The 18,646-nt window shown below is 33.2% G+C and carries 10 protein-coding genes; 3 read left to right on the top strand and 7 right to left on the bottom strand.

What is annotated here, in order from left to right:
• The first annotated feature begins 219 nt into the window (after positions 1-219).
• Both FLACHUCJ7_RS04515 and xrtN read left to right on the top strand, forming a co-directional pair.
• Positions 220-2,718 (top strand): XrtN system VIT domain-containing protein, encoded by a 2,499-nt coding sequence (locus FLACHUCJ7_RS04515; protein ID WP_180908055.1) that lies wholly within the window; start codon positions 220-222, stop codon positions 2,716-2,718.
• A complete protein-coding gene (gene xrtN / locus FLACHUCJ7_RS04520) occupies positions 2,718-3,959 on the top strand; it encodes an exosortase N (protein WP_180908056.1) in 1,242 nt (413 codons plus the stop codon). The genes FLACHUCJ7_RS04515 and xrtN overlap by 1 nt, the downstream gene beginning before the upstream one ends.
• 55 nt (positions 3,960-4,014) lie before the next feature.
• Here the strand turns inward: xrtN and FLACHUCJ7_RS04525 are convergent, their stop codons facing one another.
• Positions 4,015-4,968, bottom strand: a complete 954-nt coding sequence (locus tag FLACHUCJ7_RS04525) for an AAA family ATPase (protein WP_180908057.1) — start codon at positions 4,966-4,968, stop codon at positions 4,015-4,017.
• Between the two features lie 77 nt (positions 4,969-5,045).
• On the bottom strand, positions 5,046-6,479 hold the full coding sequence (locus tag FLACHUCJ7_RS04530; protein ID WP_078227981.1) for a peptidylprolyl isomerase: 1,434 nt from the start codon (positions 6,477-6,479) through the stop codon (positions 5,046-5,048).
• A gap of 347 nt (positions 6,480-6,826) precedes the next feature.
• Between FLACHUCJ7_RS04530 and FLACHUCJ7_RS04535 the strand changes: the two genes are divergently transcribed.
• Positions 6,827-8,419, top strand: coding sequence for a peptide chain release factor 3 (locus FLACHUCJ7_RS04535; protein WP_078227526.1), 1,593 nt, complete (start codon positions 6,827-6,829; stop codon positions 8,417-8,419).
• A 239-nt stretch (positions 8,420-8,658) separates the two neighbouring features.
• Here FLACHUCJ7_RS04535 and FLACHUCJ7_RS04540 read toward each other — a convergent pair whose 3' ends face one another.
• From FLACHUCJ7_RS04540 to rplJ, 5 genes are all read right to left on the bottom strand, one after another.
• Positions 8,659-8,967 carry a DUF3467 domain-containing protein gene (locus tag FLACHUCJ7_RS04540; RefSeq protein ID WP_025572408.1) on the bottom strand — a complete coding sequence of 103 codons (309 nt, stop codon included), beginning with the start codon at positions 8,965-8,967 and terminating at the stop codon, positions 8,659-8,661.
• 54 nt (positions 8,968-9,021) lie between these two features.
• Positions 9,022-13,332 carry a DNA-directed RNA polymerase subunit beta' gene (rpoC, locus tag FLACHUCJ7_RS04545; RefSeq protein ID WP_078227525.1) on the bottom strand — a complete coding sequence of 1,437 codons (4,311 nt, stop codon included), beginning with the start codon at positions 13,330-13,332 and terminating at the stop codon, positions 9,022-9,024.
• Between the two features lie 255 nt (positions 13,333-13,587).
• Positions 13,588-17,400, bottom strand: coding sequence for a DNA-directed RNA polymerase subunit beta (rpoB, locus tag FLACHUCJ7_RS04550; RefSeq protein WP_078227524.1), 3,813 nt, complete (start codon positions 17,398-17,400; stop codon positions 13,588-13,590).
• A gap of 265 nt (positions 17,401-17,665) precedes the next feature.
• On the bottom strand, positions 17,666-18,037 hold the full coding sequence (rplL, locus tag FLACHUCJ7_RS04555) for a 50S ribosomal protein L7/L12 (protein WP_078227523.1): 372 nt from the start codon (positions 18,035-18,037) through the stop codon (positions 17,666-17,668).
• Positions 18,038-18,125: 88 nt separating this feature from the next.
• On the bottom strand, positions 18,126-18,629 hold the full coding sequence (gene rplJ / locus FLACHUCJ7_RS04560) for a 50S ribosomal protein L10 (protein ID WP_078227522.1): 504 nt from the start codon (positions 18,627-18,629) through the stop codon (positions 18,126-18,128).
• Positions 18,630-18,646 lie beyond the last annotated feature (17 nt).

Raw genomic sequence — 18,646 nt, forward strand, 5'->3', positions numbered from 1 at the left:
ACAAAGTCGAAATTTAATGTTATAAAGCAAGTGAGGTTTTTATCTCATTTTTAAGAAAGAACTTTTCTAAATAAGTATTTATATCGTTGTAGTTTTACCTCTCAACGTCTTTTATAAGTAAAACTACTTATTTATAAAAAAATAAAATTTAAATCATCATATTTCAAATATTCTTATAACTTTGCAATTCAAAGTACTTTTATTTAAAAACAACTTTACATGAAAACAAACGAAATAAATTATCTTTTTAAGAATCGAATTGGTGCTACGATTAGCCTTTTTGTCACAGCTTTTAGTACTGCACTCTTAATTTTATTATTAATAGGCAGTAAATATGATTTTGAGAGCTGTGAAATACTTTCTGTTATCAATCTTATTATTGTACTCCCTTATGCTGTAATTCTTAGTTTTAATGTTTTAAGAAATAAGGAAAAGTACCAGCATTTAATTCCTTTTTTATTTCTGAATTGGTTTATTGGATGTTTCTCAGCAAATATTCTAATCAATATATTTGAAAATCTTCCAATTTGGGTTTATTGCACAACGTTCTTGTTTTGCTTTTCAAACTTTGTCATTTACAGCGACATTAAAGACAAATACATTAGCATTTTTTCCTATTTTATTAATGGGTTTTCCTGCTTGTTAATTCTATATTATGCCATATTTCTTATTCCTTTATCCTTCATTTCCCTAATTGGAATTATTGTATTAGGGATTGGATTTTATGGTTTAGTCCCTGGAATTGTAATTATTACTCACACCGTTATACTTTCAAAAGTAATTTTGGATCATAAAAGAAACATGTATGCTTTTTGTGTCGGAATAGGCTCTGTTTTATTTGGCTTTATTCTGTTTACATTATTATTAAATATAGAAAGCCAAAAAGTAAACCGATACAGCATTACAAAAACATTTGATGAAAATAATGATCTGCCGGCATATATTAGAATTTCTCAAAATCTAAAACCAAATTTTTTCAACGAAATATTACTAAAGAAGAACATCGTGTACACTGCCACTGATGAATTCTTTATTTTAAGAGGTCTTGATGGCATTGGAAGCAATCAACAGTACAATGAAAGAAAAACGCATAATCCGTTTTTAAATATTGCCTATCATTTTACAGAAAAGTTGGACCTAAGTACTGATGATCAAATAAACATCCTCAAATCTAATTTTAACAAAAGACTCGAAACTGAAGAGCAGCTCTGGAGCGGGACAGACCTCATTACCAAAAACATTAAAGAAGATGTAAAAATTTACCCTAATGAAAGATTAGCATACACCGAAATTACAATGGATATCGCCTGCGATGAAAAAAGCTGGGGACAAAAGGAAGCTATTTATTCTTTTCAGCTTCCCGAAGGTTCTGTAGCTACCTCATTATCATTATGGGTCAATGGAATAGAAAGAAAAGGGGTTCTGACCACAAAAGAAAAAGCAAAAGTTGCCTACAAACAAATTGTTGGCGTCGAAGCACGCGATCCTTCTTTGATGCAATGGAAAGAAGGAAACAGGGTAACAGTTCGGGTTTTTCCTGTTACAAATGAAACACCAAGGACTTTTAAATGTGGTTTCACGACTCCCTTAAAAGTCAAAGACACCAAAATGACTTATCAAAGTCTGAACATCAAAGGTCCAAATATTAACAATGCCGCTACAATCTCAAGAATTCAGATAAGCGGAAATACCGCATTTGAAGCTTCAAAAGATTTTGATTTTGAAAATAATTATTATATCAATAATTCTAAAGGCTTAGAGGAATGGCAAGCAGAACTTACTTTAATCACAAACCCCGTCAATAATGCCTTTGTCTGGAAAAATAAGAGTTATGAAGCAAAACCAATACAAAAACAAAAAATTAGATTTTATCCGTCAGAAATAATCTTAGATCTGACTAATAATTGGAATATCGAAGAAGTTTTAGCACTCCTGAAAATAGCTAACAAAAAATACTTTGTTATAATCAACAATACCAAACAAGAAATCAATACCACAAATTGTGAATATATATTTGATCAGTTTCAGGAACTCAATTATTCTCTTTTGCCTTTATTCAAAATGGAGAACAATAGTTTAATTATAACAAAATGCGGTACATTTTCTTCTAATTTTGAGGAGTTAGAATCCTCTGATTATTTAAAAAAGATTAAAAAATTCACAAAAAACAAACATTTAAAAGTCATTAATATTTCTGATGAAATAAATCCTTTTTGGCAGACGGTAAAAGAACAGCGTTATGTTGAATATCTTCAAACAGATATTAAAAACTGCTCAAATATTATTAGCACAAATTGTTTTATAAAATTTAAAACATTCAAAAACAGTATTAATATAGAAACAGCCGGAATTGCAATTCAAGAAAATCCTTTTCTTGAAAAAACCACCAGCAAAGGATCTAATCATCTATACAGAATGTTTTGCTTCGGAAAAGTTTTAAATAATCAGGTAGAAATTCAAAATGACACATTAAAACAAAACAAATATGTTGATTTAGCTAAAGATGCTAATATTGTTACACCAATTTCGTCTTTAATTGTTCTGGAAACCGATGAAGATTATAAAAATAACGGAATAGAAAAAAATATTGATACTTTAGGAAATGCTTCTGTTAATAATGACGGATCTGTTCCGGAACCCCATGAATGGCTTTTAATCATTATTGGTTTTACAACGCTTTTCTTCTATTACAGAAAAAACAAAAAGCAGGTTATCTAATGAAAGACTTTTTATCACAGAACAAAAAGGCAATTTTAATTTTGATTTTGTTTACTCTGTTAATCATAAATTATAATATTGTTGTTACTGGTCTTGATAGTAACCTTTTCGGAATTGTTTTCTCAATATTATTATTTCTTATCGGGGGTAGAAAAACTTCAATCAACATGAACTACCCTCTTTTAGGAATGATTTTTATACTGGAATTCATAAGCTTTCGTTTACACACAAAATCGTTGCATTTTTTAGCAATGTCATTTTTGATTTGCTCTCTGTATTATAGCTTCACCCGAAAATTTTCATTTATAGCTTTTATCTGTATCCTGTTATTTTCATCTCTTTTTAATACTTTTTTCGACTATTTGACAACTGAAATAAAACAGACACTTTGTTATACTGTTTATTTAACCCTGAAGAATTTCATTATAATAGACAAAATTGAAGGCGTTAATTTTTATATTAACAATGCAAAAATCACCATTGATACAGCCTGCATGGGATTATCTATGTTTAAAACAGGATTACTCTTCGGTGCTTTATTACTGACTTTAGAAGAACGGAAACAACACAGATATTTCAGTATAAGGCAAATTCTTGCGTTCTGTTTGGTTGTAATTGCTTTGAATATTATTTCGAATTATTTCAGGATTCTATCATTAATTTTATTTGATTGTACTGAAGAGAATGTTTTGCATCATAGTATTGGATTACTTTGTTTTATATTTTATCAAATTGCCCCCATGCTGTTTTTGATTCGTTTTTTTAAAACTGAACAAAAAGAAACTATTTATAAAACACAATCTTTACCAGCTTTACTGCCCTTATTGACAGGCGTAGTGATTATTTTTATTACTAGTCTGGAAATTAAAAAAGAAACACATTACAATCTATTGAAAAATCTAAATCCTGAATATCATATTGAGAACGGAATATGGATCAATAAGGAAGTTTTTAAAATCGTAGCTCCTGAAAAACTCATTTACATTAAAACAATAGCACACAACCCTACAATTTGCTGGACAGGAGATGGCTATAAAATTACTGAATCAAAAAGAATAATAAAAAATAAGTCTAAAATATGGTTTGTTAAATTAGAAAAAAATCACATTCAATATTTTTCATATTGGTGGTATGAATGTGATCAGAAAAAATATACTTCAATCACAGAGGTATTACTAATAAAACTTTTTTACAACAAACCTGTACGGCTTATAAATGAAACAAGTAAATTGACTTTATAAAAAAAGCCTGAGAAATTTTAAGATATCTCAGGCAATTAACAATTTATATAATTTTTTACATCAACTTCTGAATAATAATTTCCTCTGTTATTCCCTCAGCATCTGCTTTGTAGTTTTTGATAATCCTGTGACGCAAGATTCCGGTTGCAACTGCTTTTACATCTTCAATATCAGGAGAAAACTTACCATTGAAAGCTGCATGTGCTTTGGCCGCTAAAATTAAGTTTTGTGAAGCCCTTGGTCCTGCTCCCCAATCCAGATAATTTTTAACAAAATCATTTGACAAAGGATTATCAGGACGTGTCTTACTCACTAAGGTCACTGCATATTCAATAACATTATCTGCTACAGGAATTCTGCGAATCAAGTGTTGAAAATCTATGATTTCCTGTGCCGTAAACAAAGGATTTATTTTGGTTTTCAAATCAGAAGTAGTTTGTTTTACTACCTGTACCTCTTCCTGAAAACTTGGATATTCGAGTTTTACAGCAAACATAAAACGATCTAACTGAGCTTCAGGCAAAGGATAAGTTCCTTCCTGTTCAATTGGGTTTTGTGTTGCCAATACAAAATACGGCAAATCTAATTTATGATTTTCTCCAGCAATAGTAACGGAGCGTTCCTGCATGGCTTCAAGCAAAGCTGCCTGAGTTTTAGGAGGAGTCCTGTTAATCTCGTCAGCCAAAATGATATTCGAAAAAATTGGTCCTTTGATAAACTTAAACTGTCGGTTTTCATCCAGAATTTCACTCCCAAGGATATCTGATGGCATTAAATCCGGAGTAAACTGGATTCTTTTAAAATCTAAACCTAAAGCCTGAGATAATGTATTTATCATTAAGGTTTTTGCTAACCCGGGAACACCAATTAAAAGCGCATGGCCTCCGGAAAATATGCAAAGTAAAATTTGATCTACCACGGCATCCTGCCCTACAATGATTTTTGCTATCTCGGTTTTTAATTCGTTTCTTTTTTGAACTAAATTATGAATTGCTGCTACGTCAGACATTTATGAATATATTTTAAATTAAAAAGAGTTAGCTCTATGAATTCATAAAACTAACTCTTTTCTTTATTTAATAAAAATTATTTTTTCAACCAATTATTAGTAAAAGTACAATCTCTGTATTCTCCAATAATCTTAATGTATGTATCTTTAATTTTTGTATCAAACCATTTTGCAATTGTATTGATTTGTTTTTCTTTTAATGCTAATTCTTTAATTTTAGTGTAATCTTTTGCATAATCGGCTGTGTGGCTATCGATTCTATTAGTTACAGTTATCAATTTGTATGTTTTTTTTCCTTTATCATCTGTATCCAAAAGTGGCTGAGAAATTTCATTATCTTTTAAATTTGAAACCTGGCTGTATAATGTCGCATCCATTTTAGTTAATTCAAAACGGGTATCCTGCGTATTTGGATTAACTAAAGTACCTCCGTTTGCTCTTGTTTCTTTTTGATCAGATTCAGTTCTTGCAGCATCGGCAAAAGAAATTTCTTTATTTACAATCTTATTTCTAATATTTGTAATTCTTTCTTTAGCTTCTTTTAAAGCTGTTTCAGAAACTGTTGGTGATATTAATATATGACGCAATTCTACTTCTTGTCCTTTAATTTTATCAACCATTATAATATGATAGCCATAGGTGGTTTCAAAAGGATCTGAAATCTCACCTTCTCCAAGACTAAAAGCAACATCCTTAAACTCTTTTACAAAAGGAGTTTTTCTTGTCATCTTATAATATCCTCCTGCAGGAGAAGAACCAGGGTCCTGAGAATACAAAACGGCTTTTGTTGCAAAACTTGAACCCTCTAAAACATCTTTTTTAATAGCGTTTAATCTGTCAATTACTTTTTGTTTGTCTTCTTTTGAAACTTTAGGCTCCACAACAATTTGAGCAACTTCCATCTCAGCTCCAAAAGTTGGTAATTCATCTTTTGGTATTTTTTTAAAGAAATTACGAACTTCCTCTGGTGTTATTTCTACAGCATCGATAATCTTTTTCTGCATTTCCGAAGATAATTTTTGCTCTTTTAATATGTCTGCAAAATAAGTTTTGAATTCTTCAACAGAGCTTTTCTTATAGAATTCTACAATTTTATTGATATCCCCTCCTGTTTGTCTCATCATGTAAGTAAGCCTTTCATCCATCATACTTTTCACTTCAGCATCACTTACTATAATGCTGTCCTGAATGGCCTGATGTGCATATAACTTATCTTCTAAAAGTTTACCTAACATTTGACATCTTGTAACATCTTTTACAGAACCTCCCTGGGCAGTGATTTCAAGATATCCTTTGTCAATATCTGAGTCTAAAACAATATAATCTCCAACTGTAGCAATAATACCATCAATCTTTTGTTTATTAACTGAAGTTGCTTCAACAGGTTTCTCAGCTACAACATCTTTAATAATCTCCTGAGCAGAAATAATTGAGTTGAAAAAAAGTAAAAAACACATTGTTAACACTAATTTGTAATCAATAGTTTTTAGCTGTAATTTTTTTAATAACATTATTTTAAATTTAATTTGAATGTAAGGCCTTGTTTTAGTCTTTTCTTTAAAACTGAAATTAATTAAATCAATATTTTCAAAACTTAGAAAATACAAAAAAATTGCTTTCGTTTTTTACAACTTATAACGGACAAAAATAACAATTCAATTACATAATCCAACTATCAGCTATACTATTAACAAAAAATTATACACAATGCAGACAGTTGGCAATCAAGAAAAAACATATTAATGATTTTATTAGTCTAAATAATAAAAAAACCAAATCATCTAAACCAAAACAGAATCGCATTTATTTTCAAATCGTATTAATTAATAGTACTTTTGCAACCTATTTATACAAAAATATGAGCTTTTTAAAAGAAATACAACGCAGAAGAACTTTTGGAATTATCTCGCATCCCGATGCCGGTAAAACAACATTGACAGAAAAATTATTACTTTTTGGAGGTGCAATTCAGGAAGCAGGCGCCGTAAAAAACAATAAAATTAAAAAAGGTGCAACGAGTGATTTCATGGAAATCGAACGCCAAAGAGGTATTTCTGTTTCAACCTCTGTTCTTGCTTTTAATTATAATGACAAAAAAATCAATATTCTTGATACACCCGGACACAAGGATTTTGCTGAAGACACTTTTAGAACTTTAACAGCTGTTGATAGCGTTATAGTTGTTATTGACGTTGCAAAAGGGGTTGAGGAACAAACTGAAAAATTAGTTGCAGTTTGTAGAATGCGTAATATTCCAATGATTGTTTTCATCAATAAATTGGACCGTGAAGGAAAAGATGCTTTTGACTTAATGGATGAAGTAGAACAAAAACTAGGTTTGACGGTTACTCCTTTGAGTTTCCCTATCGGAATGGGGTATGATTTTCAGGGAATTTATAATTTATGGGAACAAAACATCAATCTTTTTAGCGGAGACAGCAGAAAAAATATCGAAGAAACGATTGCCTTTTCTGATGTCCAAAATAACCCGGAATTAGATAAAATTGTTGGTCAAAAAGCAGCTCAGAAACTTCGTGAAGAATTAGAATTAATCGACGAAGTTTATCCAAAATTTGATCGTCAGGATTATTTAGACGGAAAACTTCAGCCTGTATTTTTTGGTTCTGCTTTGAATAATTTTGGAGTTCGCGAATTGTTGGATTGTTTCGTTGCAATAGCACCATCTCCAAGACCGAAAGACTCTGAAACTCGTTTGGTAGATCCTACTGAAGAAAAAATGTCCGGCTTTGTATTTAAAATACATGCCAATATGGATCCTAAACACAGAGATCGTCTGGCTTTTATCAAAATTGTTTCTGGAACATTCGAACGAAATAAGCCTTATTATCACGTTCGCCAGAAGAAAAATTTAAAATTTTCGAGTCCAAATGCATTTTTCGCTGAGAAAAAAGAGATTGTCGACATTTCATATCCGGGAGATATTGTTGGTCTTCACGATACCGGAAATTTTAAAATTGGTGATACATTAACTGAAGGTGAATTAATGAGTTTCAAAGGAATTCCAAGTTTTTCACCTGAACACTTTAGATACATTAATAATGCTGATCCAATGAAAGCAAAACAATTAGATAAAGGAATTGATCAGTTAATGGATGAAGGTGTAGCACAGTTATTTACATTAGAAATGAATAACCGTAAGATCATTGGTACTGTTGGTGCACTGCAATATGAAGTAATCCAATACCGTCTGGAACATGAATATGGAGCCAAATGTACTTACGAAAATTTTCCTGTTCACAAAGCGTGCTGGGTAAAACCTAACGACCCTAAAAGTGAAGAGTTTAAAGAGTTTAAAAGAATCAAACAAAAATTCCTAGCTCATGATAAATATGGACAATTAGTCTTTTTAGCTGATTCTGATTTTACGATTCAGATGACTCAAAGTAAATATCCAAATGTAAAATTATTTTTTACATCAGAATTTGAATAAAGACATTTTACATTTTACACAAAATTAAAAAGCGCCAACTTTGAAAGTTGGCGCTTTTTTTAAGAATTAAATTAACCTTTATATGGAAAAATTAATTTTCTTTATTTTATGTTAAGTCAAAAGTATGATTAAACAGTAACCTATTAAAACATACTCGTTGAAAGTAAATTAAATCAGATTAAATACACTTTTTATTAATTCATTTATAAAAAAAGCTCCATTTCTGGAGCTTTAAAAATTTACGCTTGTCCTGCCGGACCAAAATTAAGCGGAATCGGTGCTTGTTCAGTTTCTTTGATTTCGCCATGAGCAGCTTCAAATCGATGAATATTTTCTCCAATTGCTCTCAATAATCTTTTAGCATGTTGTGGCGTCAAAACAATTCTTGACTTCACCTTGGCTTTTGGAGTACCCGGCATAATATTTACAAAATCTAAAACAAATTCAGATGATGAGTGGTTGATAATCGCAAGGTTAGAATAAATTCCTTCTGCAATAGTTTCATCTAACTCGATATTAATTTGCTCTTGTTGTTTCGGATTACTCATAATTTTAATATTTTTTCAATTTCCCTCTTTCGAAAAAGAGGGAATTGATAAGAATTAATAAATATATTCTTCTTTATTTGCCATCATTTCATTGTAATCGTCTTTCGATCCTACGATTGTATTATCGTATTCTCTCATACCAGTTCCTGCAGGAATTCTGTGTCCAACAATTACATTTTCTTTCAATCCTTCAAGATCATCAACTTTACCTGCTACTGCAGCTTCGTTAAGTACTTTTGTTGTTTCCTGGAATGAAGCAGCAGAAATGAATGATTTAGTTTGTAACGAAGCTCTTGTAATACCTTGAAGAACTGGCGTTGCAGTTGCTGTAATTACGTCTCTGGCTACTACAAGATTTTTATCATTTCGTTTCAATAATGAATTTTCATCACGTAAATCACGAGGCGTAATAATCTGACCTGGTTTCAATACAGCAGAATCTCCAGAATCTTCAACTACCTTCATTCCATATAATTTATCGTTTTGAACGATAAAATCTTTAGTATGAATTAATTGATCTTCTAAGAATAAAGTATCTCCTGGATCCTGAACCCTTACTTTACGCATCATTTGACGGATAACTACCTCAAAGTGTTTGTCATTAATTTTTACCCCTTGTAAACGGTATACTTCCTGAATTTCATTCACCAAATACTGTTGTACAGCTGCCGGCCCTTGAATTCTTAAAATATCATCCGGAGTTATTGCACCATCAGACAATGGAACACCCGCTCTTACAAAGTCATTTTCCTGAACCAAAATTTGACTTGATAGTTTCACAAGATATTTTCTAACGTCACCAAATTTAGATTCAATTACGATCTCACGGTTACCTCTTTTGATTTTTCCAAAAGAAACAACTCCGTCAATCTCAGAAACTACAGCTGGGTTAGAAGGATTACGAGCTTCTAAAAGCTCTGTAATTCTTGGTAAACCTCCTGTAATATCTCCAGACTTAGAAGAACGACGTGGAATTTTAACTAATACTTTACCAGCTTTAATTTTTTCACCATTTTCAACCATCAGGTGAGCTCCAACCGGTAAGTTATAAGAACGAATTAACTCTCCTTCTTTACCGTAAACCAATAAGGTTGGAATTAATTTTTTATTTCTGGCCTCAGAAATTACTTTTTCCTGGAAACCTGTCTGCTCATCAATTTCAACCATGAATGTTTGTCCTTGCTCTAAATCTTCGTAAGCAATCTTACCAGTAAACTCAGAAACAATTACACCATTATATGGATCCCATTTACATATTACCGTTCCTTTACTAACAACATCTCCATCATTTACAAAAATACTGGATCCGTAAGGAATATTATGTGTATTTAAAACAATTCCCGTTTTCTCGTCAACTAACTTTAACTCAGTTGAGCGTGAAACCACGATATCAACAGAATTTCCTTCACTGTCTTCTCCTTTTACTGTTTTTAAATCTTCAATCTCAAGTCTACCAGCGAATCTTGTAACAATACTAGATTCTTCAGAAATACCTCCTGCAACCCCTCCAACGTGGAACGTACGAAGAGTTAACTGTGTACCCGGTTCTCCAATAGACTGAGCTGCAATAACTCCTACAGCTTCACCTCTTTGTGTCATTTTTCCGGTAGCTAAGTTTCTACCGTAACATTTAGCACAAATACCTTTTGTAGCCTCACAAGTTAATGGAGATCTAACCTCTACTTTTTCAATTGGAGAAGCTTCGATCGTTCTCATAATTGCTTCCGTAATTTGTTGACCTGATTCAACCATTACTTCATTAGTAAGAGGATTAATTACGTCTTGTAATGCAACACGCCCTAAAATTCTCTCTCCTAAAGATTCAACGATTTCTTCGTTTTTCTTCAATGCAGATACTTCAACACCTCTTAAAGTTCCACAATCTTCGATGTTAACAATAACATCCTGAGAAACGTCATGAAGTCTTCTTGTCAAGTAACCAGCATCGGCCGTTTTAAGAGCCGTATCCGCAAGACCTTTACGAGCACCGTGAGTAGAAATGAAGTACTCAAGGATAGAAAGACCTTCCTTAAAGTTAGAAAGAATCGGGTTTTCAATAATCTCACCACCACCGGCAGTAGATTTTTTAGGCTTAGCCATCAATCCACGCATACCTGTTAACTGACGAATCTGCTCCTTAGAACCCCTCGCCCCAGAATCAAGCATCATATATACAGAGTTGAAACCTTGCTGGTCTTCTCTAATATTTTTCATTGCTAATTCTGTTAACTGAGCATTCGCAGAAGTCCATACGTCAATAACCTGGTTGTAACGTTCGTTATTGGTAATAAGACCCATGTTATAGTTAGTCGAGATACCTTCAACTTGCTCTCTGGCATCTGCAATTAACTTCGTTTTTTGTTCTGGGATTCTAATATCTCCTAAAGAGAATGATAAACCTCCTCTAAATGCGAATTTATACCCCATATCTTTCATATTATCCAAGAAAGCTGCCGTTGTAGGTACATCAGTCACACTTAAAATGTGTCCGATAATATCTCTAAGGTTTTTCTTAGTCAATACGTCATTGATATATCCAGCTGCTTCAGGTACTACTTCGTTAAATAATACACGCCCTGCAGTTGTTTGGATAATTTTGTACACTAAATCTCCAGTTTCATTGTAATCTTTTGCTCTAATTTTCACACGAGCATTCAATTCTAATCTTCCTTCATTTAATGCGATATTTACTTCTTCAGCAGAATAGAAAGTCAAATCCTGACCTAAAATAATGTGATCTTCTGTAGAAATACGCTCTTTAGTCATATAATATAGACCCAAGACCATGTCTTGAGAAGGTACAGTAATTGGAGCACCATTTGCAGGGTTTAGGATATTGTGAGAAGCCAACATTAATAATTGAGCCTCTAAAATAGCCTCTGGTCCTAATGGTAAGTGAACCGCCATCTGGTCACCATCAAAATCGGCGTTGAAAGCCGTACATACTAATGGGTGTAACTGAATCGCTTTTCCTTCAATTAATTTTGGTTGAAAAGCCTGAATACCAAGTCTGTGTAACGTAGGAGCACGGTTAAGCAATACAGGGTGTCCTTTAATTACATTTTCAAGGATATCCCAAACTACAGGCTCTTTTTTGTCAATGATTTTCTTAGCAGATTTTACTGTCTTAACAATACCTCTTTCAATCAATTTACGGATTACGAAAGGTTTGTATAATTCAGATGCCATATCTTTTGGCAATCCACATTCGAATAATTTTAATTCAGGACCAACAACAATTACCGAACGGGCAGAATAATCCACACGTTTTCCAAGTAAGTTTTGACGGAAACGTCCTTGCTTACCTTTTAAGGAATCAGATAATGATTTTAATGGTCTGTTAGATTCTGTTTTAACAGCAGAAGCTTTACGTGTGTTATCGAATAATGAATCTACAGATTCTTGTAACATACGCTTCTCGTTTCTTAAGATAACTTCAGGAGCTTTAATCTCCATTAATCTTTTCAAACGGTTATTACGGATGATTACACGACGATATAAATCGTTCAAATCTGAAGTTGCAAAACGACCTCCATCAAGTGGTACAAGCGGACGTAATTCTGGCGGAATAACAGGAACCACTTTCATAATCATCCATTCTGGACGGTTTTCGCGATTTAAGTTAGACTCACGGAAAGACTCAACGACTTGTAATCTTTTTAAAGCTTCAGTTTTACGTTGTTTAGATGTTTCGTTATTAGCACTGTGTCTTAATTGATAAGACAACTCATCTAAATCGATACGAGCTAATAAATCCATAATACACTCTGCTCCCATTTTGGCAACAAATTTATTTGGATCAAAATCATCTAAATATTGATTATCCTGTGGAAGAGTATCTAAAATATTCAAATATTCTTCTTCAGTTAAGAAATCTAGTCTTTGTAAAGATTCTCCATCTGCATTTTTAGCAATACCAGCCTGGATTACTACGTATCTTTCGTAGTAAATAATCATATCTAATTTCTTAGATGGAAGACCAAGGATATAACCAATTTTGTTTGGAAGAGAACGGAAATACCAGATATGAGCAATTGGCACAACAAGGTTGATGTGTCCTACTCTGTCTCTACGTACTTTTTTCTCAGTAACTTCAACACCACAACGGTCACAGATAATACCTTTGTAACGAATTCTTTTATACTTGCCACAAGCACATTCAAAATCCTTAACTGGTCCGAAGATTCTTTCGCAGAAAAGTCCGTCACGTTCTGGTTTGTGTGTTCTATAGTTAATAGTTTCCGGCTTTAAAACCTCTCCTCTTGATTCTTTCAGGATAGATTCTGGTGAAGCCAATCCGATAGAGATTTTATTAAATCTTTTTACCTGATTTTTATCTTTATTGTTGTTTCTATTATTCATCATAGTTTTTACTATTGATTTATTTGCAATTAAAAAATTGATTTTAGATTTATAATCTACTCTTTAAAAGAAAAGAGTTAATCATTCGCTACTACCTCGGGTTACTTCTCTAAACCTCAAACTTTTATTTGAAGCGCTAGTTATAAAATGCTTTGCATTTATAAAAAATCGGAACGGGTTACGGGTATAAATCTTTAAAAACTTATATAAATGAGTAATCAGTCCCATTAAAAAATGAGACTGACTACAAAACTTTTATTATTCTTCTAAACGAATGTCAAGCCCAAGACCTTTCAATTCATGCATCAATACATTGAATGATTCTGGCAATCCTGGTTCTGGCATAGACTCACCCTTAACGATAGCTTCGTAAGTTTTAGCTCTACCAATAACATCATCCGATTTAACTGTTAAGATTTCACGAAGTGTACTAGAAGCTCCATAAGCCTCAAGTGCCCAAACCTCCATCTCTCCAAAACGCTGACCTCCAAATTGAGCTTTACCTCCAAGTGGTTGTTGTGTAATCAACGAGTATGGTCCGATAGAACGTGCGTGCATCTTATCATCAACCATGTGTCCTAATTTAAGCATATAAATTACCCCCACAGTTGCAGCTTGATGGAAACGCTCTCCAGTACCACCATCATAAAGGTGTGTGTGTCCGAAACGTGGTACTCCAGCTTCATCAGTTAATTCATTAATTTGATCTAAAGAAGCACCGTCAAAAATTGGAGTAGCAAATTTTCTACCCAAGTTCATACCAGCCCATCCAAGAACAGTTTCATAAATCTGACCAATGTTCATACGTGAAGGTACCCCAAGTGGATTCAATACGATATCTACCGGTGTTCCGTCTTCAAGGAAAGGCATATCTTCATGACGAACGATTCTTGCAACAATACCTTTGTTACCATGACGTCCCGCCATTTTATCACCTACTTTTAACTTACGCTTTTTGGCGATATAGATTTTAGCTAATTTCAAGATTCCAGATGGTAATTCATCTCCAACTGTAATAGTGAATTTTTCTCTTCTTAAAGATCCTTGTAAGTCGTTCAGCTTAATTTTATAGTTATGAATTAAATCATTAACCATTTTATTTGTAGCATCATCAGCAACCCATTGACCTTTGCTTAAGTGAGCAAAATCTTCTACTGCGTAAAGCATTTTTTGAGTATATTTTTTACCTTTTGGTAAAACTTCTTCACCCAAATCATTCATTACACCTTGAGATGTTTTTCCGTTAACGATCAGGAATAATTTCTCAACCAATCTGTCTTTTAATTCAACAAATTTAGTTTCGAATTCCATTTCTAAAGCGCCTAAAGCATCTTTATCCTGAGTACGTTTACGTTTATCTTTTACGGCTCTTGCAAATAATTTTTTGTCAAGAACTACACCGTGTAAAGATGGAGAAGCTTTTAATGAAGCATCTTTTACATCACCAGCTTTATCTCCGAAGATTGCACGAAGTAATTTCTCCTCTGGAGTAGGATCTGATTCTCCTTTTGGTGTAATTTTTCCAATCAAAATGTCGCCAGGTTTAACCTCTGCTCCAATTCTAATCATACCGTTTTCATCTAAATCTTTAGTAGCTTCTTCAGAAACGTTAGGAATATCATTTGTTAACTCTTCGTTTCCTAACTTAGTATCTCTAACCTCTAATGAATAATCATCAACGTGGATAGATGTAAAAATATCATCACGAACTACTTTTTCAGAAATTACAATCGCATCCTCAAAGTTATACCCTTTCCATGGCATGAACGCAACTTTTAAGTTTCTACCTAAAGCTAATTCACCATTTTGAGTAGCATATCCTTCTGATAATACTTGCCCAGGAACAACTCTGTCACCTTTTCTTACGATTGGTTTCAAATTGATACTTGTACCTTGATTGGTTTTTCTAAATTTAATTAAGTTGTATGTTTTCTCATCAGCATCAAAACTAACCATTCTCTCGTCTTCAGTACGATCGTATTTAATAGTAATGATATTAGCATCAACATATTCAACAGTTCCATGCCCTTCAGCATTGATTAATACTCTTGAATCTGAAGCTACCTGACGCTCTAAACCTGTACCTACAATTGGTGCTTCAGGACGGATCAAAGGAACTGCCTGACGCATCATGTTTGATCCCATCAACGCACGGTTCGCATCATCATGCTCCAGGAAAGGAATCAATGACGCAGAAATCGAAGCGATCTGGTTAGGTGCTACGTCTGTATAATGAACTACAGATGGTTCAACAACCGGGAAGTCACCTTCCTCACGTGCAATAACATTGCTTGCTGTAATTTTACCATTTTCATCCATCTCAATGTTTGCCTGAGCAATCATTTTTCCTTCTTCTTCTTCAGCACTTAAGTAAATCGGAGTACTTTCTAAATCCACTACACCATTAGTTACTTTACGGTATGGAGTTTCGATGAATCCCATTCCGTTTACTTTTGCATAAACACCAAGTGATGAAATCAAACCAATGTTTGGTCCCTCTGGAGTTTCAATCGGACATAAACGACCATAGTGAGTATAGTGAACGTCACGAACCTCAAAACCAGCTCTCTCTCTCGAAAGTCCACCTGGCCCAAGTGCAGAAAGTCTTCTTTTGTGCGTAATCTCAGCTAATGGATTCGTTTGGTCCATAAATTGAGATAACTGGTTTGTTCCAAAGAAAGAGTTGATAACTGATGATAATGTTTTAGCATTAATCAAGTCAATTGGTGTAAACACCTCGTTATCTCTAACGTTCATTCTCTCACGAATAGTTCTGGCCATACGTGCTAAACCAACACCGAATTGTTGAGACAATTGTTCTCCAACTGTTCTAACACGACGGTTTGATAAGTGATCAATATCATCAATCTCTGCTTTAGAGTTGATCAATTCGATCAAATATTTTACAATTGTAATGATATCTTCTTTGGTAAGCACTTGCTTATCCATAGGGATATCTAAATTCAATTTTTTGTTCATTCTGTAACGACCAACTTCACCTAAGTTATAACGTTGATCAGAGAAGAACAATTTATCTATAATACCACGAGCAGTTTCCTCATCAGGCGGTTCAGCGTTACGCAACTGACGGTAAATGTGCTCTACAGCTTCTTTTTCAGAGTTTGTTGGATCTTTTTGTAACGTATTGTGGATAATAGCATAATCTGCTTGGTTATTATCCTCCTTGTGTAACAAAATAGATTTAACGTTAGAATCTATGATCTCTTCAACATTATCTTTGTCAATAATTGTATCACGATCAAGGATGATTTCGTTACGTTCGATAGAAACTACCTCTCCAGTATCCTCATCAACGAAATCCTCGTGCCATGTGTTCAATACACGTGCAGCAAGTCTTCTTCCAATATATTTCTTAATACCAGTTTTAGAAACTTTAATTTCTTCTGCTAAGTCGAAAATTTCAAGGATATCCTTATCTCTTTCGAATCCGATAGCACGAAATAAAGTTGTTACAGGTAATTTTTTCTTTCTATCGATATAAGCGTACATTACGCTGTTGATATCTGTAGAGAATTCTATCCAAGAACCTTTAAAAGGAATTACTCTGGCAGAATAAAGTTTAGTCCCATTTGCATGGAATGATTGTCCAAAGAAAACCCCCGGAGAACGGTGTAATTGAGATACTACAACACGCTCGGCACCATTGATTACAAAAGTACCACTTGGAGTCATGTAAGGAATTGTTCCAAGATAAACATCTTGTACAATTGTTTCAAAATCTTCGTGTTCTGGATCTGTACAGTATAGTTTTAACCTGGCTTTTAAAGGCACACTATAAGTAAGACCTCTCTCTATACATTCTTGAATGGTATAACGTGGCGGATCTACAAAATAATCAAGGAATTCCAATACGAAGTTGTTTCTCGTATCTGTAATAGGGAAGTTTTCCATGAAGGTGTTGTACAACCCTTCGTCGCCTCTTTCGTCAGATTTAGTTTCTAATTGAAAGAAATCTTTAAACGATTTTACCTGCACATCTAGAAAATCCGGATATTGAGGTATGTTTTTTGTAGAGGCAAAATTCAATCTTTCAGTCTGATTTGTTATCATCAATGGACAAAATTTTGATTAAAAAAAAGTAATTTTTTTGTGTAAAAACACACTGCGTAGTTTATACTTTCTTTTTAAAACCAATACATCTTTAAAAATAAGCTTATAACTTCAGCTCAATTTTTTTTCTTCGTATTGATCAAAAACTCTTTCGTATATTAAACTATTTGATAATAAAATTTAATGTATTTTATTATACGAAAAATGGTTTAGGCCTTTGAGTACTAACTCAGGACCTAAACCTAGTTCTTAAAACCGAGTTGAATTATTTTAATTCAACTACAGCTCCAGCTTCTTCTAATGATTTTTTAAGACCTTCAGCCTCTTCTTTAGAAACACCTTCTTTTACGTTAGATGGAGCACCGTCAACTACATCTTTAGCTTCTTTAAGACCTAAACCTGTAAGTTCTTTAACTAATTTTACAACAGCTAATTTAGAAGCTCCAGCTTCTTTCAATACAACTGTAAATTCAGTTTGTGCTTCTTCAGCAGCACCTTCTCCACCACCTTGAGCAACTACTACAGCTGCAGCAGCAGGCTCGATACCATACTCATCTTTTAATATTGTTGCTAATTCGTTAACTTCTTTAACTGTTAGGTTAACTAATTGTTCTGCGAATTGTTTCAAATCTGCCATTTTTTCTATCGTTTAAAATGATTTGTAAAATTATATTTTGTTTATTGTGCGCTAATTAAGCAACAAGGAAAATCCTTGCTTCGAATTATTATGCTTCAGTTTCCTCTTCGCTACCTGCGAATTTGTTTTGTAAAGCAGAAATAATTCTTTGTGCTGGTGATTGCAATAATCCAATAAGTTCTCCAAGAAGTTCTTCTTTAGATTTAATAGTTGCTAATGCATCTAATTGATCATCTCCAATGTAAATTTCAGAATTGATATAAGCTCCTTTTAATACAGGTTTAGCTGATTTTTTTCTAAAATCTTTAATTATTTTTCCAGGTGCATTCGCAACATCTGAAATGAATATAGCACTGTTACCACTCAAAACTGAAGGTAAATCACCATAGTCATTAGAAGAAGCTTCCATTGCTTTTGCAAGCAAAGTGTTTTTTACAACCTCTAATTTTATACCTGCTTTATAGCAAGCTCTTCTCAAGCTTGAAGTTGTCTCTGCGTTTAATCCAGAAATATCAGATACATAAATGATATTTGTACCAGCTAACTGCGCAGTTAAATTTTCAATCGCGATTGATTTTTCTTCTCTAGTCATACTAAAAATTATTAACT

This window comes from Flavobacterium salmonis, from assembly GCF_903819435.1.
In the GTDB taxonomy this organism is placed as follows: Bacteria; Bacteroidota; Bacteroidia; order Flavobacteriales; family Flavobacteriaceae; genus Flavobacterium; species Flavobacterium chungangense.

What these genes read in the sequence shown, in the direction of transcription:
- FLACHUCJ7_RS04515 (WP_180908055.1), top strand. Translation starts at nt 220, where the DNA reads ATGAAAACAAACGAAATAAATTATCTTTTTAAGAATCGAATTGGTGCT.
- xrtN (WP_180908056.1), top strand. Translation starts at nt 2,718, where the DNA reads ATGAAAGACTTTTTATCACAGAACAAAAAGGCAATTTTAATTTTGATT.
- FLACHUCJ7_RS04525 (WP_180908057.1), bottom strand. Translation starts at nt 4,968, where the DNA reads ATGTCTGACGTAGCAGCAATTCATAATTTAGTTCAAAAAAGAAACGAA.
- FLACHUCJ7_RS04530 (WP_078227981.1), bottom strand. Translation starts at nt 6,479, where the DNA reads ATGTTATTAAAAAAATTACAGCTAAAAACTATTGATTACAAATTAGTG.
- FLACHUCJ7_RS04535 (WP_078227526.1), top strand. Translation starts at nt 6,827, where the DNA reads ATGAGCTTTTTAAAAGAAATACAACGCAGAAGAACTTTTGGAATTATC.
- FLACHUCJ7_RS04540 (WP_025572408.1), bottom strand. Translation starts at nt 8,967, where the DNA reads ATGAGTAATCCGAAACAACAAGAGCAAATTAATATCGAGTTAGATGAA.
- rpoC (WP_078227525.1), bottom strand. Translation starts at nt 13,332, where the DNA reads ATGATGAATAATAGAAACAACAATAAAGATAAAAATCAGGTAAAAAGA.
- rpoB (WP_078227524.1), bottom strand. Translation starts at nt 17,400, where the DNA reads ATGATAACAAATCAGACTGAAAGATTGAATTTTGCCTCTACAAAAAAC.
- rplL (WP_078227523.1), bottom strand. Translation starts at nt 18,037, where the DNA reads ATGGCAGATTTGAAACAATTCGCAGAACAATTAGTTAACCTAACAGTT.
- rplJ (WP_078227522.1), bottom strand. Translation starts at nt 18,629, where the DNA reads ATGACTAGAGAAGAAAAATCAATCGCGATTGAAAATTTAACTGCGCAG.